Raw genomic sequence first — 20,604 nt, 5'->3', positions numbered from 1 at the left:
GGCGAAACCGAAGACGCCACCATCGCCGACCTGGCCGTGGCGACCAACTGTGGTCAGATCAAGACCGGCTCGCTGTCGCGTTCCGACCGTCTGGCGAAATACAACCAGCTGATCCGTATTGAGGAAATGCTGGGTGAAACCGCTGAATATGCGGGGCGAGGAATTCTGAAATGAAGAAAACAGTCGTTGGAAACTGGAAAATGAATGGGTCCGGTTCATTGCTAAGCGAACTGGCGAAGCTATCTGGAGAGAGGCGCACACAAGACGTGGATGTCGTTGTATGCCCGCCTAGCGTGTACCTGAAGGACGCGGCGGCCCAGGTGGGGGAAATCTTGGTCGGCGGCCAGGATTGCTCAGAAGAAGTATCTGGAGCGTTTACGGGCGACATTTCAGCAAAGATGATCAGGGACTGCGGCGCGATGTATGTTCTCGCAGGGCATTCAGAACGCCGTATGAACCATAGTGAAACCAACGAGACCGTTGCCCGCAAGGTTGCAGCGGCTCAGGCTGAGGGTCTCACGCCGATTTTGTGTATCGGTGAAACCAAAGAGGAAAGATTGGTCGGTGCTACACTGGCCGTCCTTCACGACCAGTTGGCACCGTGTCTTGATGCCGACGTAGATTTGGAAGATCTGATCATAGCTTATGAACCCATCTGGTCTATTGGGACAGGTAATGCAGCAAGTGTTCAAGACATTTTCGAGATTATGTCTTGGATAAAGGACTGGCTGTGCAAGCAAGGTCAGATGGATCAAACAACCTGCCTGTACGGGGGGTCCGTTAAGGCATCTAATGCCTTTGAAGTGCTCTCTCTGTCGGTGGTTGACGGTGTTCTAGTCGGTGGAGCGTCACTAAATCCAATCGAGTTTGCGGTAATTGTCGACGAAGCCGGGCGGGCGTCTGGTGCGTTCGAGAGAAAGCAAGAAAGACAACATTGATATCTCTGGAATTCTGATCTTTCTTACTGTTTCGTCGCTAGACTTCATCGGGTTGGTATCTTAAATCGCCGTGGTAAGGCCCTCGATCGGATCTGCACCAGCCGCCTTAGATGCTGCTCGCCCAGCCACGTAAGGTTTCTCCGTAGACCTACTAGGTGACGCTAATGGCCAGTCTTCGCCGCAATTCTGGCTCGTACCGACAGCCTGTCTACCAGGTTCTTAGATTTATGATGGCCCGGCCTCTCAGAACTTCCCTTAGCTTGCAATAGTTGTGCTCTCGATCCAGGCGCGCCGTATCAGATCAGTCTGTTGCATTTCTTGTAATCTTTTTTTAACTCAAGCCATTCGTAGGAGTCGCCGTATCGCACTTGGGACACGCGACACATGATCTGGCGTCAAACTCGCCTACGCGATCGAACTAAAGCGAGCTTCGCTGGACCTGACCTGCTCCCAATTGAGTCCGCTAATTTAGGTTAGCTCTGTTCAGGCTTTGGTCTTCCTTTGACCGATTAGCATATTCCACTGGTATCAGACTAGCGAGACTTGTGTGCCGGCGATGATGGTTAAAGTCGTTGCGCCACACTTTGATCAGACTGCGGGCATGCCGCAGGTTGTCGAACAGGTTTTCGTTCAGACACTCATCCCGCATCCTGCCGTTGAAGCTTTCCACAAAACCGTTTTTCATGGGCTTCCCCGGTGCGATGTAATGCCAGTCAACCTTGCGGTCGTCCTGCCACTACAGATTCCCATTCGAGGTCAGTTTTGTGCCTTTGTCGCTGACCACCATGCAGGAATAGTCACGTATCTCAGCGACACCATCCAGCTCAGGTGCCACACGTTCACCCGACACGGAAGTGTCGACCACAGCAGCAAAACATTCATGGCTGAAGTCGTCGATCACGTTCAAGATGCGGAACCTGCTGACGCCGGACAGACTGTCAGACGCGAAGTCGAACGACCACCGCTGGTTTGGCCCTTGCGGGATCGCCATAGGGGCACTCGTGCCCACTGCGCGCTTGCTTCCGCCGCGTTTGCGGACGGTTAACCTTTCTTCGCGGTAGATCCGGTACGGCCTCTTCCAATTCACATGCCAGCCCTCCCGCTCGAGCAGGGTATGCAGTCAGCGATATCCATAGCGACTCCGTTCTGACGACATCTCCTTCAAACGATCTCTCAAATCAGTATCTGCAAGCCACTTCGACACACGCCGCTAGACACGCGGATCAATGCCCGCTAACGCACGAGCCCGCCTCTGATTTATCGTTTCTCAGTCATGGCCCAGTCCACAGCACATCGCCTTGAACCGGGCCTCAAAAGTTTTTTCCCAGCATCTCCTTAAGTGTCCACGCGTCCATCATATGCTCGGCAAGGAATTTCTTCCGCTTGGCGTTCTTAGCCTCAAGCGCTTTCAGCTTCCTGGCATCGGACACTTCCATGCCACCGTACTTCGATCACCATTTGTAAAACGTCGCATCGCTTACGCCATACTTGCGGCACAGACCTTTCGCACCAAGCCCAGCCTGATACTCCTTCAGTATCCCGATAACCTGTTCTTCGCTGAAACGGCTTCTCTTCATCGTCTGTCTCCTCTGTTGGAGAGCAGGCTAACTCAAAACACCGTACTTTTCTGGGGAGCAGGCCATGGTCTGGAGACTTTAGAGAGCGACACTGCTCGCAGATGTTGATCAGGAGTGTCGCTTAGATTTGATTGTGCCGCCTTTTTTCCTGAAGTAGGCCGCAATTAAGCTTCCTCGAACAGCTTCGAGATTGATGTGCCCCGATGCATTCTCAAGCTCTTGTGAAAGGTACCTCGAACTATACCATAGAATCTGAATATATCGGCTGTCTTCACGTCAGCCTCCCATCCTCGATTTTTTGGATATCTGAGGGTCAGTCAATCTCGCCTTAATCGGTCGGTCTTCGGTGGTGCAGACCAATCACAAAGTTGATGGAGCTTCGGAGAGTTAGGTCAAACTCAGATTCGAATGCTAAGAATGCGTGGTTAACTGAGCTTGTTAAGAGCAGAGCGGGCTTGCATCTAGGAGCAGCGAATCACACTCTAGCATCAGTGCGTGCTAGCAGAGGTGGTTTAAAAGGTGGCTTGAAGCGAGTCCATCCAATCAACTCGTTGAAAAGCTACAATAATTAAAGTTGATTGGTGCCCAGGAGAGGACTCGAACCTCCACGTCCATACGGACACTAGCACCTGAAGCTAGCGCGTCTACCAATTCCGCCACCTGGGCAGGTGTCGTGGAGGCGGGATTTAAAGCTGGCGGGGGGTGGGGTCAAGGGCCATTCGCAAGAAAAGTGAAGAAATGCAATTTGCTTGTCCCGGCGCGCGCTGAGAGGTATCTGAGAGGGGCTAAGATCGGTATGGAGGCCTTTCTCATGTCCCAGCTTGTAACCATCTACGGTGGATCCGGATTTGTCGGGCGTTATATCGCGCAGCGCATGGCGCATCAGGGCTGGCGTGTTCGCGTGGCCGTGCGACGCCCGAATGAGGCTCTTCATGTAAAACCTTATGGTGCTGTGGGTCAGGTCGAACCTGTGCTGTGCAACGTGCGCGACGATGCATCTGTACGGGCCGCGGCAGAGGGCGCTGATGCGGTGGTCAACTGCGTTGGCATTCTGCTGGAGCAAGGCAAAAACAAGTTTGACGCCGTGCAGCACGAAGGCGCCGAACGTATCGCCCGGATCGCTGCCGAAGAAGGTGTTCGCCAGCTGGTACATATTTCGGCCATCGGCGCGGATGCCGACAGCGAAAGCGACTATCAGCAATCCAAGGCTGAGGGCGAAGCCGGTGTGCTTCAGCATTTCCCGAGCGCGATGATCCTGCGCCCCTCGGTGATTTTCGGGGTCGAGGATCAGTTCTTTAACCGCTTCGCCTCGATGACACGGTTTGGGCCGGTGATGGCGCTGGTGGGCGGCGATACCAAGTTTCAACCAGTGTACGTAGACGATGTGGCCCGCGCTGCGGTGGCGGGGATCACCGGCTCTGCGGCTCCGGGCGTTTATGAGCTGGGCGGGCCAGATATCATGTCGCTACGCGAGGCTGTGCAGCTGATCCTGAAAGTCGTGTTGCGCCGTCGGTTGATCGTGAACCTGCCATTTTCGATTGGTGGCGTGATGGCGTTTGGATTTGACGCGCTGCAGTGGCTCAGCGGCGGTTTGATCTCGAACGGTGTGCTGACGCGCGATCAGTTGAAAAACCTGCGCCATGACAATGTGGTGGGCGACGGCGCCAAAGGCTTTGAAGCGCTGGGCATCACCCCCGTCGCGGCCGAGGCGATTTTGCCGGAATATCTGTATCGCTATCGTCCGCAGGGGCAGTATGACGCGATCACCGGTTCCGCCAAAAACCTGAAAACCTAAGCTTGCGCTTAGCGCGCGCCCAGCATCGCAAGGCGGATCAGGGTGCGCTCCATCACGGCCATGGTTGGGGCTTGACTGCTGGAACGCAGGGTAAGGTCAGTGTCCAACAGAATATCCAGCGCGGTTTCCAGTCGGCGCATCCCCCATTTTTGCGCCTGACGCGACATCCGATCGCGACGCGGGCCAAAGATAGGCGGACGCATTTTGGCGATGCCTGAACTGACCCCGCCGGGGTCAGATGCGGCCATGTGAAGGCTGCGGAAATGGCGTGTCGCGCCGATGCACAGGGTAACCGGCAATACGCCTTGGCTTTCCAGTTTGCGCATCACCGGGCCGATGTCACCACTGCGACTCTCGGCAACAGCATTCAGCACATCATCCAGATCGGCCTCGGTTGAAACCGGGGCGCAGGCCTCAAGATCGGTGCTGGTTGCCGGGGTGTCATGGCCAAGCATGTACAGTGACAGCTTTTCGATGGTCTGGCGGAAATCCCCTGGGTCAATCTCGCGCGACAGGGCGGTCAGATCCGTCATCGCGTCGCGGTCCAGTTGCAGATTGGCCTTTTTCAGTTCGGTTTCGATTTCTTCGCGCGACGGCGGATCATCATAAATACCAGCGGCATAGGAATTACTGTGGCCTTCAAAAACCTTGCGCAGGGCTGAACGAGCGTTCAGCTGCTTGGCGGTCACGACAATCTGCGCGTCGCCCTCTTGCCAGTCATCCAGCGCTGTTTTGATGGCCGGGGCATTGCCGTCCGTCGCATCTTCGACAAACGCCACGCGTGGGCCGGGAAAGAACCCTTGTTCTTTGATTGCGTCCAGCAGCAGTGATTTGTCAGACCTCAGGTCAGCACCTGACATCCGCGTCAGCCGCATTTCTTCTTCGCCTTGCGGGCCGATCAGCGCTTTGATGACCTCTTGCCGCTTAAGGGCCACGCGCATCGCATCCGCACCAAAGATCAATAGACCGCTGCGCCCCGGTTCAGGCTTAGAGAAATACCGGTTCGCGGCCGCCCCTGCGAGCTTCACAGATCAAGCGTCCCGGCGCTGCCGATCAGCTTGGTGGCCAATTGGTCGGCCAGAATCACCATCAAACGCGCCTGTGCGTCTTGTTGCGCCGTGCGTGTCGAGACAGTGGTCCCGGTGGCCGAATAACCGGTGAAGCTGTTGACCTCGCCGGTCATAAGCGCCGCCCCGGTCCTGCGATCAGTCAGGGTAAAGGTGACGCTGCCAACAATATTGAAACGCGTAGTTTCCTGCGTGTTGGTGATTGCCAGCCCTTGCTCGGACGTCTTGATCATATAGGCCAGATCGAAAGAGGGCGCTTCAGCTTGCCCTAACCGTTGTTCAAACCGGTTCACAAACCGATATCCGTTCTCATCCGTCGGATCGGTGACGTAGATGCGCCCATAAAGCGGGCCTGCGACGCCACCGGGCGCCAACGCCGGAGCATAGCCACAGCCTGCCAGCGTCAAAGCCGACAGGCCAAAGGTCAAAAATGCACGGCGGTCAGATGACGACATTGATAATACGGCCCGGCACAACGATCAGTTTCTTGGGCTGACCACCGGCCAGCGCCTTGACCACAGCATCATTTGCCAGCGCCAGCTTTTCAACCTCTTCCTTGGGCAGGTCCTTGGCCACGCTGATTTCCGCCTTGCGTTTGCCGTTGATCTGGATCGGCAGGGTCACGGTGTCTTCAACCAACATCTTCGGATCGGCCTTGGGCCATGGCGCGTCGATCACCAGACCTTCGCCCCCCAGCATCGACCAGATCTCTTCCGACAGATGCGGGGTCATCGGCGACATCAGCTGCGCCAAAACCTTCATCGCGTCGCGGCGCGCATCAGCGCCCGCTTTGGATTTCTGGATCGCATTGGCCAGACCATAGAGCTTGGCCACAGCAGCATTAAAGCCAAAGCTTTCAATGCCCATGGTCACGTCATGGATGGCCTTATGCACGGTGCGGGTCAGCTCTTCGTCGCCTTTGCCGGCACCTTCTTGCGTGGCGATATCGCCCGCGACACGCCAAACGCGACCAAGGTGCTTATAGGCCGCTTCCGCGCCCGAGGCGGTCCATTCCACATCACGTTCCGGCGGGCTGTCGGACAGTACGAACCAGCGCGCGGTGTCAGCGCCAAAGGCCTGAATGATGTTGACCGGGTCCACCACGTTCTTTTTAGACTTTGACATCTTGGCCGAAGGGATTGTCTCGACTTCGTATCCATCAAACAGTCCTTGGCGGCTAGCTTCAGTCAATACATCCGCTGAGACTGTCTTTGGGTCCATATTTGCGCGTGTTACGCCAAGTTTTAGTACTGCCTTTTTCTTACCGTCTACATTTGAAGTATATTCCAAGATTGTCTCGGGCAGGTGATAGACCGGACGGCCGTTTTCATCACGGGTCAGGTAAATCTCGTGCGTCACCATGCCTTGGGTGAACAAGGCGTCGAACGGTTCCACCGCCTTCTTCGGTAGATGGCCGGTGATCTGCATCGCGCGGGCGAAAAAGCGCGAGTACAGCAGGTGCAGAATCGCGTGTTCAATACCGCCGATATACTGGTCGACATTCATCCAGTATTCCGCATCCTCGGCATTGGTGGGCGTCTCGGCCCGCGGTGCGGTGAAGCGCGCGTAATACCACGAGCTGTCGACAAACGTATCCATCGTGTCGGTCTCACGCTTCGCCGGTTTGCCGCAAGACGGGCAGGCGCAATCGCGCCAGGTCGGATGACGGTCCAGCGGGTTGCCGGGCACCGCGAAGTCGATGGGTTCGTTGCCATTATCATAAGGCAGCTCAACCGGCAGGTTCTCTTTCTTTTCGGGCACCACGCCGCAATCTTCGCAATGCACCACCGGGATCGGGCAACCCCAATAGCGCTGGCGACTCAGCCCCCAGTCGCGCAGGCGGAATTTGGTCACGCCGTGGCCGACGCCGTTCTCTTCGCAGAAATCAATCGCGGAGTTCACGCCCGCTTCGCCGGTTTGCACCTGCTCACCGGCAAAGCCGCGCACATAGCGGACGGTTTCCGATTTCAGCGGTACAAAGGCCTCGGTCAGGCCCGAGGCGCCATCGGTGGGTTCAAACACCGGGGTGATCGGCAGATCGTATTTGGTGGCGAATTCAAAATCGCGCTGGTCGTGGGCGGGGCAGCCAAAGATCGCGCCGGTGCCGTAGTCCATCAGGATAAAGTTGGCGATGTAAACCGGCAGCTCCCAGCTGGTATCAAAAGGGTGGCGAACTTTGATACCGGTGTCATAGCCCAGCTTTTCAGCGGTTTCGATTGCCTCCTCGGTCGTGCCGCCCTTGCGGCACTCGGCGCAGAACGCGGCAACCTTATCGTCGTGCGATTCCAGTTGCTTGGCCAGCGGGTGATCGGGCGAGATGCCAACGAAAGACGCCCCCATCAGCGTGTCGGGGCGGGTGGTATAGACCTCGATCCGGTCGAAACCTTCGGGTGCATCGACGGTGCCAAAGGCAAATTCCAGACCGCGCGACTTGCCGATCCAGTTGCGCTGCATCAGCTTGACCTTCTCGGGCCAGTTATCCAGCCCGTCCAGCGCGCTCAGCAGCTCTTCGGAGAAGTCCGAGATTTTAAAGAACCATTGCGTCAGTTCACGCCGTTCGACCAAAGCACCCGAGCGCCAGCCGCGGCCGTCCTCGACCTGTTCGTTGGCAAGAACGGTCATATCGACCGGGTCCCAGTTGACGATGGCGTTTTTGCGATAAACCAGCCCGGCGTGCAGCATGTCGATGAACATCGCCTGCTGCTGGCCATAATATTCGGGGTCGCAGGTGGCAAATTCACGCGACCAGTCAATCGACAGGCCCAGCGGTTTCATCTGATCGCGCATGTCGGCGATGTTGCCATAGGTCCAGTCTTTTGGATGGCCGCCCCGCTCCATTGCGGCGTTTTCCGCGGGCATACCAAAAGCGTCCCAGCCCATCGGGTGCAGCACAGAAAACCCGCAAGACATCTTATAGCGCGCGATCACATCCCCCATGGTGTAGTTGCGCACGTGGCCCATATGGATTCGGCCCGACGGATAGGGGAACATCTCGAGGACATAGTATTTGTCCTTGGCCGGGTCGCGCGTGGCGGTAAAGGTCCCCGCCTGTTCCCAGGCGGTCTGCCATTTGGATTCTATGGTCGAGGGCTCAAAACGGGACATGTGTATCTGGGTCCTTGTCAGTCAAACGCCGGGCGCGATGGCCCGGCGTCGTGATAATCTTGTGCTGCGCGCGCGTCCAGCCTTGCAGGTTACAGATTGCCGTCGCGGATGCGCAATTGGCGGGCGCGGGTCAATATAGCGTCTTCAACGGCGCGGACGGTCGATGTTGAAACCGGGCCCGAGCGCGTGGCCAGCGCCACTTTCAATGAACGCGCGTCCAGAGCGGGATCCTGCACCAGAATCGTCGCGCGATAAGCGCGTCCGCCGCCCGGTGGGGTGCCATAACCGGTGACAATCACGCCTGAAAACGGGTCAACCGATTGAATAGGCAGGAAATTCAGAACCTCTAGCGAGGCGTTCCAAAGGTACTTATTGACCTCAACCGTCACATTGGGGTCATCGACATTGCCGAAAAGGTCCCAGATCGTGGATTGAGTTTTCTGCTCTTCTTGCAAGGTGGCTTCGCGCGCGTCCCGCTGACGTTGGATGTTTTCGTCCGAGCTTTGCCCGGTGCGTTCAAACAGTCCGCTATCCCCACTGCCGATACCACCGCATCCAGCTAAGCCCAAAAGTGCAGCAGCCGCAGCGGCACGCAAACAGTTCGAGAAGGTCATCGTGGTCCTGCCCCAATTAATCCTTTGTGATCTCTAGCCGAGCTATCAAAGAGGGACAAGGTTTTTCCAGAACAGCACCATTCCGGGCAAATCCCTGCAGGAGCGGTATTTCACAGCGTCAAATGTGGGTGTGGCAAAGCTGCATCATTTGCGACCCCAGTGTTTTGGTGGGCGGCGGTTTTGTTGCAATTGAACCGGCAAAGAGCGACACAGCGGCATACCCAGTCTACAAATGGGCTGGGGTCACCTTTTAATGAATGAGGGAAAACCATGAAAAAGGTTCTCTTCGCGACCACCGCACTGGTTGCATCGGCTGGCTTCGCCGCCGCAGAAGTAACTCTGTCGGGTTCGGCAGAAATGGGTGTTGCTGATAACGGCACCTTCACCGGCTTCCACCACGATCTGGACGTTGTGTTCACGCTGGAAGGCGAAACTGACAACGGCCTGTCGTTTGGTGCAACCATCGATCTGGACGAAGTTGGCGACGACATTTGCGCTACAACTGGTGGTTTGACCGGCGGCATCGTTTCGCAGCCTACCAACAGTGGCGCTGCCCTGGTTGGCAGCTGCACAGCTGAACACTCGGTTTACATCTCGGGCGGCTTCGGCACCCTGACCATGGGCGACACCGACGGTGCGTTCGACTGGGCATACGGCGAAGTTAACGTTGTAGGCGGCTCGATCGCTGACGACGAAACCGGCCACGCTGGCTTCTTTGATGGCACTGGCCTGGACGGTGGCCACGACGGTCAAGTTCTGCGTTACGACTATTCGTTCGGCGACTTCGCTGTTGCTGCTTCGGTTGAGTTGGCTGACCTCGGCACCGCAGATGATATCTACGGCTTGGGTCTGACTTATGGTGCAGACTTCGGCGGCATTGCTGTTGACTTTGGCCTGGGCTACCAGTCCAACGGCACCAACGACGTTGTTGGTCTGACTGCTGCTGCTGACTTCGGCAACGGCTTCCAAGCCGCTCTGGGTTACGTTGACTTCGACGGCTTCTCGTCGCTGGACAGCCACTGGGGCATCGGCCTGGGCTACACCATGGACGCCCTGTCGATCGGCATCAACTACGGTGAGTACGAAGCAACCGGTGGCACCACCACCGACGGTTTCGGTCTGGCCATCGGCTACGACCTGGGCGGTGCTGAAGTACTGTTCGGTTACGGCGACTCCGGCGCAGCTGGCGACACCTGGTCGCTGGGTGTTGCAATGTCGTTCTAATTCAGAACAACATTCTGTTTAGGGAAGAGCGGGCTTTTTGCCCGCTCTTTTCTTTTGTGGACCACTGTTAGACAAAGACTTTGCACCGTGATAGCCAGACGAAAATCATCGTTTGAGGAATGTGCAGATGCTTCCGCTGAATAACTCTCAGATTCAGGCCAACTTTAATCAAGCCGTTCAGCTTATTGGCCAGCGAAAGCTAGATGAAGCTGAAAACCGATTGAGAATTGTTCTGTCGAACATGCCAAAATCCGCCGGCGCTCATTTTCACATGGCCCGCATTCAAATGATGCGCGCCGATGCCGAGAAAGCAATTCAGCATCTGGAAATTGCGCGCGCTACGAAACCGGATGGCGAAAACATTTGGCGTGCCTATGCCGAGGTATTGGCCAACCTTGATGACGCGGATCGAACCGAAGCATTTTTGAATGAAGCGAAGGCCGCACGCCTGCCTGCGCCATTGATGATTGCGCTGCAAGATCGTTTGAAAAAACAACCAGCGCCGCGCAAAGGCCCGTCCATCGGGGATGCGAGCCCAGCAGATATTCAGCGCGGCATCGACTTGGTTTCGCAAGGCAAAGCCCAAGAGGCGGAAAGCCTGGCGCGTGGTTTGCGCCGCCAGCATCCCGACGTTGGGATCATCGCGTTGATTTTGGCAAATGCTTTAGGAATGCAGAACAAATATGCCGAAGCGCGCAAAGAATACGAAGCTGCCGTCAGGCTGGCACCCGACTATCCCGAGGCCCGCAATACTTTCGGTAACTTCCTAGTAGAAACGGGAGATTACGAGCAGGCCGAAAAGGAATTTCAGGCGGCTCTGAAGCTTCGCAAGGATATGCCGCAGGCATTGCTGAACTCGGCATCGTTGTTGGGCCGTATGGGGCGCTATCCGCTGGCAATCGAGTATGCCAAGCGCGCATTGAAAGTGCAGCCGGATCTTTTGGATGCCTACATGTTGTTGAACCGGCTCTATTCTATCGTTGCCAAGGAAGATGAGGCGATCAATGTGCTGAATGAGGCGCTGGAGAAGGGTATGAAGAATGCCCTGATCCATGCGCGACTGGGCAACTCCTACGGCAAGCAGGGGCGTGAAAAAGACGCGATGGCTGCGTTCGATAAGGCCATCGAACTGGATGAAAACCTATCTATCGCCTATAGCTTCCGGGCGCTTTATCTACAGTCGCTGGCCCGTTTCGAGGAAGCAGAAGCAGATTTCCGTAAGGCATTGGCGCTTCAGCCCGAAGGCGGTGAAATCTATCGTAGCTTCTTTACCAGTCACAAGCTGAAGCTGGATGATCCGGTGATTTTGCAGCTTGAAGATCAGATCGAAAACACGCGCACCACCGATGGCAACAAGATGCAAATGTATTTTGCTATGGCCAAAGCGGTGGAGCAAAACAAAGCCTATGATCGCGTGTTCGACTATCTGAACCCGGCAAATGACCTTGTTCGCAAGTTGTTTCCCTATGATATCTCGACGCGCCGGAAAGAGATCGACAAAGTCAAAGCCGCTTTTGCGGATGTCGACTTTTCGCAGGTCAAACCGATCGAAGGCGCCAGCGACTTTGCACCGATCTTTGTCACAGGCATGCCGCGTTCGGGAACAACCTTGGTTGAACAAATCCTGTCCAGCCACAGTCGCGTGGATGGCGCAGGTGAGAACGGGGCTTTCATCGGAAACCTGACAGCGATGATGAATCAGGGAACCCCGAACTATCGTCCGCTGGACATTATTGGCGTCGACGAATTGCGCGGCGTTGGTGAGATCGCCGAAAAGAGCCTGCAAGATGCCTGCCCGGGGGCCGAACGTGTGGTCGACAAGGCGATTCAGACTTACATGGCGATGGGTGTGGTCAAGATGATCTTTCCGAAGGCGCATATCGTGTTGGTACGTCGCGATCCGCGCGATTGCCTGCTGTCGATCTATAAGAACGTCTTCCCCGAGGGCACGCATCGCTACGCGTACAACCAGACTGATTTGGGCAAATACTACCGAATGTTTGTCGAAATGGTGGAGTTCTGGCGTGAAAAACTGCCCGGCGGCTTCCATGAGATTCAGTATGAAGATCTGATCGACTCCCCCGAGGAAGAAACCCGCAAGTTGCTGGAGGCGTGCGATCTGGAGTGGGAAGACGCCTGCCTGAGCTTCCACGAAAACAAACGTCGCGTCGCCACGTTGAGCGTCGCACAGGTGCGTCAGCCGATCTATAAAAGCTCGCAAGCGGCCTGGAAGCGTCACGAAGATGATCTGGCCGAGATGATCGAAGCGTTGGGTGATGTGATTTAAGCCATGCCGTTGCAAGAAATTGCACAAAAGGTCGAGAAGGCCGAAGCAACTGCCGGGCGCCCTAAGGGGGCAACGCAGTTGATTGCAGTATCCAAGGTTCAGCCCGATGAGCGGGTTGAGGCGGTTTTAGAGCAGGGGCATCGTGTCTTTGGTGAAAACCGCGTGCAGGAAGCACAGGGACGTTGGCCTCAGTTTCTGGAGCGGTTCGACGGGATCGAGCTGCATTTGATCGGCCCCTTGCAAAGCAACAAGGTGCGCGCTGCGATAGAACTGTTTGATGCGATTCACACGGTCGACAGCGAGAAACTGGCGCGTCGGATTGCGATGATCGGCGCGGATCTGGGCAAAATGCCGGATGTGTTCATTCAGGTAAACACCGGGGACGAGCCGCAAAAAGCGGGTGTCGCTTTGGATGATGTCGACGGTCTGGTTGCTCTGTGTCGTGAACTGAATCTGCCGCTGAAGGGGCTGATGTGTATCCCGCCGGCGGATGAAGAGCCCAGCCTGCATTTTGCTTTGCTGGCCAAGATCGCCAAACGTAACGGGCTTGAAGGTTTAAGCATGGGCATGAGCAGCGATTTTGAACGCGCCATTGCACAGGGTGCGACCCATGTGCGGGTCGGCTCGGCGATTTTTGGGGATCGCGCCTACGCCTAGGGCCGCACGATCAGCCGCGATTGGGCCGTCAGGTTCTGGGTAATCCACAGCAGGTGCGCGGGCGCGAAGGCCACGCATCCTTCGGTGGGATAGCCAGGGCGGCGCCAACGGTGGATAAAAATGGCCGAACCGCGCCCGGGCTGTGCATCGGGCCAGTTCCAATCTGTCATCAGAAACAGATCATACAGCCGGTCACAGCGGAACAGCCGTTCATGGCTATAGGGGTGACTGGACGCGTTCAGGGCGCGGTTATAGGCGGGGTCGGCAACATCGTCAGACCAGATGTCGTCCAGTCGCACCGCCCGCATCAAAAAGGGGCCGCGCTTGCCGCCAAACGGGTGGGCCAACCGATCCCGTCGATACCCCGCGCCGATGATTCGGTGGGTGCCGGCGGGTGTCGCGCCATCGCCCTCGCGCTTGTCAGTGGTGATGCCCCCGCGCCCGATCGTACAGGGAAAGACCTGCCCCATGAACCGGCAGCCGGTTGGGGTGACAACCAGATCTTGCGGAGTCACAACAGGTGCCCTGATTTTCGGGCCTTGGTGGCCAGATAGCCTTCGTTATGGCGGGTCAGGCCGACCTTAAGCGGTACACGTTCGGTCACGGTGATGCCGCTGTGTTCCAGCATCTTGATCTTGTTGGGGTTGTTGGTCAGCAACCGGGCCTGATCAAACCCCATCTCGCGCAGGATCGCAGCGCCGATTTCGAAATCACGTTCGTCATCCTCAAACCCCAGTCGATGGTTGGCCTCGACGGTATCAAAGCCCTGATCCTGCAACGAGTAGGCACGCATCTTGTTGGCCAGACCGATGCCGCGTCCCTCTTGGTTGAGGTACAGCAAGACGCCAGAGCCTTCCTCGGCCATCTGGGCCAAAGCGGCGTTCAGCTGTGGTCCACAATCGCACTTCAGGCTGCCCAGTATATCGCCGGTAAAACAGGCCGAGTGCAGCCGCGCCAGCACCGGTTTGTCGCGCGCGGGCTGGCCGATCTCAACGGCGTAATGTTCGACGCTGCCGTCTTCGGGGCGGAAGATGTGCAGGCGCCCGGCCTCGGACACGGTCATGGGCAGCCGTGCATGTACGACCTCGGCCATGGCAGGCGAGGCATGAAGCAGGTCTGCCGCCTGATCGACATCAATTGCCGTCAGATCATGGTCGGAAGCGAATTTGGCGGCGCCTACGATCCGCACAACCAGAATGGCAGGCAAAACCTGCGCTTGCTTGGCCAGAGTCAGGGCGGCGCGGTGCAGATCAGCATTGCCCCCCCGGGCGCAATGCAGCGGGCCCTTCATCGGGTGCATCAGATCATCGGCAGGATCGGCCAGCGCGCGCACCCATCTGCGATCCACATCCGAGGGCACCCGCACCCGCGCTAAATCCCCGTCATAGGCGCGCGCCTTAAGAGTTTGCGCCCGTCGTGCCGTCAGTGCCAGTTCAAGCGTGCCCAGCGCGCGCAGGTCATTCAGGCGGGTGTTATCCACGACCTCGGCCGCGATTGCCACGACAGCATCGCCCCCGCCTGACAAAACCACCCCCAGCCCAAGACGAAGGTCCGCGCGGGCGCGGGCAAGTTTTTCGGTCAGTGTGGGCAGAAGGCTCATGGATTTTTCCGACAATCTTGTTTCAACGGTTTACCCTGCATTGTGCAAATATGAAACAAACAGAGTGATTGCCACACGGTTGCGTGAGAATTTGCAGCAATACTTGCACGGGTGGCCACAGTGACCCAAGTCTGTCGAAAGTCACGTGGAGGTAACGATGGGTAACCTGAAAAAGATACTGCTGGTCGACGATGATGACGACCTGCGCGAAGCGCTTAGTGAACAGCTGGTAATGACCGAAGACTTTGATGTTTTCGAAGCTGACAGTGGCGCGACCGCGATGGAGAAGGCCAAAGAGGCGATTTATGATCTGGTGATTCTGGATGTAGGTTTGCCCGATACGGATGGACGAGAGCTATGTCGTTTGCTGCGTAAGCAGGGTGTGAAGTGCCCGATCCTGATGCTGACCGGCCACGACAGCGATGCTGATACGATCCTTGGCCTTGATGCCGGCGCCAATGACTATGTGACCAAGCCCTTCAAGTTTCCGGTGCTTCTGGCGCGTATTCGCGCTCAGCTGCGCCAGCATGAACAGTCAGAAGACGCGGTATTCCAGCTTGGGCCGTATACGTTTAAGCCCGCCACCAAGATGCTCGTGACCGAGGATGATCGTAAAATCCGCCTGACCGAGAAAGAGACAAATATCCTCAAGTTCCTCTATCGTGCCTCGGAAGGTGTGGTCGCCCGTGATGTGCTGCTGCACGAGGTTTGGGGTTACAACGCCGGTGTCACCACACACACGCTGGAGACCCATATCTATCGTCTGCGCCAGAAGATTGAGCCTGATCCCTCGAACGCGCGGTTGCTGGTGACGGAAAGCGGCGGCTACCGGCTGGTGGCGTAAACAGCCTTATTGTTGCCCACATATTATGTAATAGTGGGCGTTAACGCAGATTGTTGCACAAACAGTTTCCTGCCGCCTTGGGTTAAAGACGGACCTCCCTGTTGGACTGGCCCGGGCTTCGCGCCCGGGCTTTTTTTTGCCCAATCAGTTAAAAAACTGGTTAACAACTGGGCGTGATATAACTCCTTAAGGGTTGGCCACGGATTTACCGAGGTTACAGCAAGGGCGCGTGCAATGGTTTCGGACCAACCTAGGACCGGACCAAAGGCAGCCCTTGATGGAGCTACGATTTTTCGAAATCTATCGTAACCCGGACTACCTTTTGCTGTTGCTGGAAGGGGTCGGGGTCAGTGCCTTTGTGACCTTGGCAGGGGCTGCGTTAGGATTTGTTATGGGTGTGGGCCTATCGGCCGCGCGGCACGAGAAAATCCCGGTTCTACGGTACCTGGCGGCTGGTTATGTTGATTTCATCCGTAACACGCCGTTGATTGTTCAACTGTTCTTTGTGGCTTTCGGCCTGCCGTTGTTGTTGGGCTATGTGTGGCCGTTCTGGGCCCATGCGGTGCTGGCTCTGACGCTGAATTTCTCGGCCTATTTCGCCGAGATTTTGCGGGCTGGCTACAGTTCGGCGGATGATGGTCAACTAGACGCCGCAAAGGCGCTGGGCCTGCCGCGATATGTGCGGTTCCTGAAAATCGTTTTGCCGCAGTCCATCGCGCAGATGTTTGCCTCGCTGAATTCGCAGTTCATTTTCCTCTTTCTGACCACCGGTGTGATTTCCGAAATCGGGGTGCGCGATCTGACCTTTGCCGGGCTGTTCATCGACAGCCGCACCTTTCGCTCGTTCGAGGTCTTCCTGACCCTTACGGTGCTCTACATCCTGATTTCTCTGGCGTTCAAAGGCTTGATGCAACTGATCGAACGCCGGGCCTTTGCATGGAAATATACGCGATGAAGGACCTGTTCATCACGGTGCTGGGCAAGCCCGACGGGATCATCCTGTTTCAGCTGATCGAGGCGACGCAGTACACGATTTACCTGTCGTTGATCGCATTTGCGGGTGGGGGCATTCTTGGTGCACTGATCACGCTGATGCGGATCGTGCCGCGCAAAACGCCGCGACGGGTGGCCGTCAGCTATATCTGGTTGTTTCAATCCACGCCGCTTCTGATGCTGTTGTTCCTGACCGGGCTGGGCGTGCCGCGCCTGATCGGGGCAGACATAAACCCATGGGTTGCGGCGATCGTGTCATTGACGGTCTATGCGTCGGCGTACCTGTCAGACGTCTGGCGCGGGGCGATTGAATCGGTCCCGCAGGGCCAATGGGAAGGGTCGCGCGCGCTGGGTCTTGGCTTTGTGCCGACGCTGCGCACCGTGATCCTGCCACAGGCGTTTCGCATCGCCCTGGCCCCAACCGTGGGCTTCATGGTGCAGATCATCAAGGGTACGTCGCTGGCCTATATCATCGGCTTCAGCGACCTGATGACCATCGGCAAGCGCTGGGCCAACGCCCCGGTGCCCGGGTCCGAACCCTTCATCATCTTCCCGCTCATGGCGGTCATTTATTTCGCCCTTTGCTACCCGCTGACGCTTTGGTCGCGCCGGTTGGAGCGCAAGTTGGGAAATGTATCGAAAGAGGCCGCGCAGGCGGCATGAACTAACCAAAGGAGACGCAACATGTTCACTAAAACCCTGAAAGTGGCCGCTGCCGCGCTGGCGCTTGCCCTGCCATTTTCGGCTCCGGCGCAGGCCGACTTGGCCGATATTCTTGAATCCGGTGTGGTCAAAATCGCCGTGCCCGAAAACTTTCCACCCTTTGGCGCGCTGGGCCCCGAAGGCGAACACGTGGGCTATGATGTATCCGTTGCCAAGCTGATCGCCGAAGATCTGGGAGTCGAGCTAGAACTGGTGCCGGTGGTGTCCAAACAGCGTATCCCGTTTCTGGAAACCGACCGGGTTGATCTGGTGATCTCGACCATGGGCGCGAACCCGTCGCGCGCCAAGTCAATCTGGTTCTCGGCCGCATATGCACCGTTCTATTCGGGTGCCTTTGCCGCGGCGGACAAGCCGATTTCCAGTGCCGCTGATCTGGGTGGGATGAAAGTTGGCCTGACCGGCGGGACGCTGGAAGATCTGGAGCTTACCAAAGTCGCCCCCGAAGGAACCGAGATCATCCGCTTCGGGGACAATGCCGCCACGCAAGCCGCGTTTGTGTCGGGTCAGGTGGATGTGCTGGTTGCAGGCAACACGCTGGCCGCCGCCATTGCCGAATCCAACCCGGACATGAGCGTCGCACGTAAGTTCATCATCAAAGACAGCCCTGCATTTATCGGCGTGAAAAAGGGCAACTATGACCTGCTGCAGTGGGTCAATGTCTTTATCCTTCACAAAAAACTGGGCGGTGATCTGAACGAGATTTCTCTGGAATGGCTGGGCCAGCCCCTACCGCCGCTTCCGACCTTCTGATCGACCGATCATGATCCGACAAAAGCCCGGTGCATCTCGCCGGGCTTTTGCGCTTGTTTCGGGTGGCCAACTGCGGGCTGCGTGGCTAGGGTCGGCGCCAGTTTAAGCCGGAGAAACGCGATGCCTTTTACCCTTGCGACTTGGAACATCAACTCTGTCCGGTTGCGCGAGCCGATCGTGCTGAAGCTGTTGCAAGAGGAAGCGCCGGACATTCTGTGCTTGCAGGAGTGCAAATCACCGGTCGAGAAAATCCCGACCGAGGGCTTTGCCGCACTGGGCTACCGCCACATGGTGGCGCGTGGGCAGAAGGGCTATAACGGCGTCGCGATCCTGTCGAAACTGCCGCTGACCGATGTGGGCGACAAGGATTTCGCCAGCCTGGGGCATGCCCGCCACGTGGCTGCGCGTCTGGAAGATGGCACAACCATTCACAATTTCTATGTGCCGGCTGGGGGTGACAAACCGGACCGCGAGGTGAACGAGAAGTTTGGTCAGAAACTGGATTACCTGACCGAGATGCGGGATTGGTTCCACGCTGACAAACCGCAAAAGTCGATCCTTGTGGGCGATCTGAACATCGCCCCGCGTGAAGATGACGTCTGGAACCACAAGCAACTGACCAAGATCGTCAGCCACACGCCGATTGAGATCGAACATCTGGCCCAAACACAGGATGCAGGTGGCTTTGTGGACGTTACCCGGAAAGATATCCCAGACGGACAGTTGTACAGTTGGTGGAGCTACCGCGCCCGTGACTGGGATACGGCCGACAAAGGCCGCCGCTTGGATCACATCTGGGCCACGCCCGATATTTCAAACGCGACGCATTCCAGCCGCGTCCTGCGCGAGGCACGGGGCTGGGAAAAGCCCAGCGATCACGCCCCGGTATTCGCGACGTTTGATTTGTAACGCATCCACCCGGCATAGGTTGGATCGGCGTCTTTCATCCGGTCGTATAGCTGCGCCATGCGGTCCACGAACCACGTCTTGGCGCCCATGGACATCACCAATCCGGTGATCGTCCAAGCGATGTCTAACTGCCACAGCCCCCAGACAAGGGGCAGCAACCCCAGACCTGATGCAATCGACAGACCATAGCCCCACCGAACATATTCAGCTGGAATAGAGACTGTTTTGCGGTTCAGAAAGACCCGTTCCCCAAAGGTGCCGCGCGCGGCCCAGCTTTCGGTGTGTGCCGGCGGCGAGAACAGGCGCGGGTTCAGCCAGATCCAAAGAACGGTCAATAACAGCGGCACAAGCGCCCACCAGCCCAGCCAGACGCGGCTCCAGACCGCCAAACACAGCAAGGGCAGTGCGGTAAACCGGGTATAGACACTCCACGGGTTGGCGTGGCGCGCCCATGTGCGCTTGTCCATACCCATCAGGCGTTCGGATCGTTCAAACAGGTCCATTGTTAAGAGTTGGCGCCAATTGGGCGCATCTGCAAGGGTTGGCACCGCGCCTTTGCCACGCCATATAAGGCACAACACGATATTTGGGATGGATAGACAGATGCTGGAACTTGGCGGAAATACGGGCGCGGCAGCGGAGAACCTGATCAAGGACACGACCGACGCCACCTTTATGGTAGATGTGGTTGAGGCCTCGAAAGAGGTGCCGGTAATTGTCGACTTCTGGGCGCCGTGGTGTGGCCCGTGCAAAACGCTGGGACCGGCGCTTGAAGCCGCCGTGACCGAGGCCGGTGGCAAGGTCCGTATGGTCAAGATCAATGTCGATGAGAACCAGCAGGCTGCCGGGCAGATGCGGGTGCAGTCGATCCCGACGGTCTATGCCTTTGTCGATGGCCAGCCGGTGGACGGCTTTCAGGGCGCTTTGCCGGGGTCCGAGATCAAAGCCTTTATCGACCGTGTGGCCGAAGCCGGTGGTTCGGATGGGGGTCTGGCCGAGGCTGTTGAGGTTGCCGAGACCATGCTGGCCGAAGGCGAAGCCGTGGATGCCGCGCAAACCTTTGCGGCAATTCTGGGCGAAGACCCGGCCAATGCCGCCGCCTATGGCGGTTTGATCCGCGCCCATCTGGCGATGGACGAGGTCGATCAGGCCGAAGAGCTGCTGAATACTGCCGAAGATGATCTGAAAGTCTCGCCCGAGGTTGAAGCCGCCGCCGCGCAGCTAGAGTTGGCCCGTCAGGCAGAAAACGCCGGCCCCGTGGCCGAGCTGCGCGCCGCGGTAACAGCGGATCCCGACAACCATCAGGCCCGTTTGGATCTGGCGCAGGCCTTGCATGCCAATGGTGACGTGCAAGAAGCTGTTGATGAGCTGCTGGAGCTGTTCCGGCGTGACCGCGAATGGAACGATGGCGCTGCCAAGGCGCAGCTGTTTACGATTTTCGATGCGCTCAAGCCCGAAGATCCGGTTGTTTTGAACGGCCGTCGCAAGCTGTCGTCGATGATCTTTGCCTAAGGCCCGCTT

Annotated in this window: 18 protein-coding genes, 1 tRNA gene and 2 pseudogenes; 12 read left to right on the top strand and 9 right to left on the bottom strand. The window is 57.3% G+C overall.

Going from position 1 to position 20,604, the window contains the following annotated elements; genetic code table 11:
• Positions 1 to 174 (top strand): annotated as a pseudogene (eno, locus tag ATO10_RS16180) (phosphopyruvate hydratase); the annotation flags it as partial.
• Positions 171 to 938 (top strand): triose-phosphate isomerase, encoded by a 768-nt coding sequence (gene tpiA / locus ATO10_RS08585; RefSeq protein ID WP_035250388.1) that lies wholly within the window; start codon positions 171 to 173, stop codon positions 936 to 938. The pseudogene eno and the gene tpiA, both read left to right, overlap by 4 nt.
• Before the next feature lie 463 nt (positions 939 to 1,401).
• Here tpiA and ATO10_RS08580 read toward each other — a convergent pair.
• Together ATO10_RS08580 and ATO10_RS08570 are read right to left on the bottom strand one after the other, a co-directional pair.
• Positions 1,402 to 2,515: pseudogene (locus ATO10_RS08580) on the bottom strand (IS3 family transposase).
• A gap of 579 nt (positions 2,516 to 3,094) precedes the next feature.
• Positions 3,095 to 3,181, bottom strand: a tRNA-Leu gene (locus tag ATO10_RS08570).
• A 145-nt stretch (positions 3,182 to 3,326) separates the two neighbouring features.
• Between ATO10_RS08570 and ATO10_RS08565 the strand changes: the two genes are divergently transcribed.
• On the top strand, positions 3,327 to 4,310 hold the full coding sequence (locus ATO10_RS08565; RefSeq protein ID WP_035250386.1) for a complex I NDUFA9 subunit family protein: 984 nt from the start codon (positions 3,327 to 3,329) through the stop codon (positions 4,308 to 4,310).
• 8 nt (positions 4,311 to 4,318) lie between these two features.
• Here the strand turns inward: ATO10_RS08565 and holA are convergent, their stop codons facing one another.
• The 4 genes from holA to ATO10_RS08545 all read right to left on the bottom strand — a co-directional run bounded on the left by holA (position 4,319) and on the right by ATO10_RS08545 (position 9,096).
• Positions 4,319 to 5,338, bottom strand: a complete 1,020-nt coding sequence (gene holA / locus ATO10_RS08560; RefSeq protein WP_035250383.1) for a DNA polymerase III subunit delta — start codon at positions 5,336 to 5,338, stop codon at positions 4,319 to 4,321.
• Positions 5,335 to 5,832, bottom strand: coding sequence for an LPS assembly lipoprotein LptE (gene lptE / locus ATO10_RS08555; RefSeq protein WP_035250382.1), 498 nt, complete (start codon positions 5,830 to 5,832; stop codon positions 5,335 to 5,337). The genes holA and lptE overlap by 4 nt, the downstream gene beginning before the upstream one ends.
• Positions 5,819 to 8,482 carry a leucine--tRNA ligase gene (leuS, locus tag ATO10_RS08550; RefSeq protein WP_035250380.1) on the bottom strand — a complete coding sequence of 888 codons (2,664 nt, stop codon included), beginning with the start codon at positions 8,480 to 8,482 and terminating at the stop codon, positions 5,819 to 5,821. The genes lptE and leuS overlap by 14 nt, the downstream gene beginning before the upstream one ends.
• Before the next feature lie 89 nt (positions 8,483 to 8,571).
• On the bottom strand, positions 8,572 to 9,096 hold the full coding sequence (locus ATO10_RS08545) for a DUF3576 domain-containing protein (protein WP_035250377.1): 525 nt from the start codon (positions 9,094 to 9,096) through the stop codon (positions 8,572 to 8,574).
• Between the two features lie 270 nt (positions 9,097 to 9,366).
• Between ATO10_RS08545 and ATO10_RS08540 the strand changes: the two genes are divergently transcribed.
• The 3 genes from ATO10_RS08540 (at position 9,367) to ATO10_RS08530 (ending at position 13,264) form a co-directional block, all read left to right on the top strand.
• Positions 9,367 to 10,320 carry a porin gene (locus ATO10_RS08540; RefSeq protein WP_035250374.1) on the top strand — a complete coding sequence of 318 codons (954 nt, stop codon included), beginning with the start codon at positions 9,367 to 9,369 and terminating at the stop codon, positions 10,318 to 10,320.
• A gap of 127 nt (positions 10,321 to 10,447) precedes the next feature.
• On the top strand, positions 10,448 to 12,607 hold the full coding sequence (locus tag ATO10_RS08535) for a tetratricopeptide repeat-containing sulfotransferase family protein (protein ID WP_035250371.1): 2,160 nt from the start codon (positions 10,448 to 10,450) through the stop codon (positions 12,605 to 12,607).
• Between the two features lie 3 nt (positions 12,608 to 12,610).
• Positions 12,611 to 13,264: a YggS family pyridoxal phosphate-dependent enzyme gene (locus tag ATO10_RS08530; RefSeq protein ID WP_035250368.1), complete on the top strand. Its 654-nt coding sequence runs from the start codon at positions 12,611 to 12,613 to the stop codon at positions 13,262 to 13,264.
• On the opposite strand, the gene ATO10_RS08525 is transcribed toward ATO10_RS08530, so the two are convergent.
• Both ATO10_RS08525 and ribA read right to left on the bottom strand, forming a co-directional pair.
• A complete protein-coding gene (locus ATO10_RS08525) occupies positions 13,261 to 13,779 on the bottom strand; it encodes a L,D-transpeptidase family protein (RefSeq protein ID WP_035250365.1) in 519 nt (172 codons plus the stop codon). The genes ATO10_RS08530 and ATO10_RS08525 overlap by 4 nt on opposite strands.
• Positions 13,776 to 14,864 (bottom strand): GTP cyclohydrolase II, encoded by a 1,089-nt coding sequence (gene ribA / locus ATO10_RS08520; RefSeq protein ID WP_035250363.1) that lies wholly within the window; start codon positions 14,862 to 14,864, stop codon positions 13,776 to 13,778. Before ribA ends, ATO10_RS08525 begins: the two co-directional genes overlap by 4 nt.
• Positions 14,865 to 15,021: 157 nt before the next feature.
• Here ribA and ATO10_RS08515 point away from each other — a divergent pair, with 157 nt between their 5' ends.
• From ATO10_RS08515 to xth, 5 genes are all read left to right on the top strand, one after another.
• Complete coding sequence (locus tag ATO10_RS08515) at positions 15,022 to 15,708, top strand: response regulator transcription factor (protein WP_035250361.1); 687 nt, start codon at positions 15,022 to 15,024, stop codon at positions 15,706 to 15,708.
• Positions 15,709 to 15,985: 277 nt separating this feature from the next.
• Positions 15,986 to 16,663 (top strand): amino acid ABC transporter permease, encoded by a 678-nt coding sequence (locus ATO10_RS08510; RefSeq protein WP_035250358.1) that lies wholly within the window; start codon positions 15,986 to 15,988, stop codon positions 16,661 to 16,663.
• Positions 16,660 to 17,364: an amino acid ABC transporter permease gene (locus ATO10_RS08505; protein ID WP_051598041.1), complete on the top strand. Its 705-nt coding sequence runs from the start codon at positions 16,660 to 16,662 to the stop codon at positions 17,362 to 17,364. Before ATO10_RS08510 ends, ATO10_RS08505 begins: the two co-directional genes overlap by 4 nt.
• Before the next feature lie 21 nt (positions 17,365 to 17,385).
• Complete coding sequence (locus tag ATO10_RS08500; RefSeq protein ID WP_035250355.1) at positions 17,386 to 18,174, top strand: transporter substrate-binding domain-containing protein; 789 nt, start codon at positions 17,386 to 17,388, stop codon at positions 18,172 to 18,174.
• A 120-nt stretch (positions 18,175 to 18,294) separates the two neighbouring features.
• Positions 18,295 to 19,083 carry an exodeoxyribonuclease III gene (gene xth, locus ATO10_RS08495; RefSeq protein ID WP_035250352.1) on the top strand — a complete coding sequence of 263 codons (789 nt, stop codon included), beginning with the start codon at positions 18,295 to 18,297 and terminating at the stop codon, positions 19,081 to 19,083.
• Here the strand turns inward: xth and ATO10_RS08490 are convergent.
• Positions 19,050 to 19,586: a DUF6653 family protein gene (locus ATO10_RS08490; RefSeq protein WP_035250349.1), complete on the bottom strand. Its 537-nt coding sequence runs from the start codon at positions 19,584 to 19,586 to the stop codon at positions 19,050 to 19,052. The genes xth and ATO10_RS08490 overlap by 34 nt on opposite strands.
• Positions 19,587 to 19,686: 100 nt before the next feature.
• Here ATO10_RS08490 and trxA point away from each other — a divergent pair, with 100 nt between their 5' ends.
• Positions 19,687 to 20,595: a thioredoxin gene (gene trxA / locus ATO10_RS08485; protein ID WP_035250346.1), complete on the top strand. Its 909-nt coding sequence runs from the start codon at positions 19,687 to 19,689 to the stop codon at positions 20,593 to 20,595.
• The last annotated feature ends 9 nt before the right edge of the window (positions 20,596 to 20,604 follow it).

The organism is Actibacterium atlanticum, from assembly GCF_000671395.1.
Classification (GTDB): domain Bacteria; phylum Pseudomonadota; class Alphaproteobacteria; order Rhodobacterales; family Rhodobacteraceae; genus Actibacterium_D; species Actibacterium_D atlanticum.
This window is presented reverse-complemented; position numbering and strand designations above follow the sequence as displayed.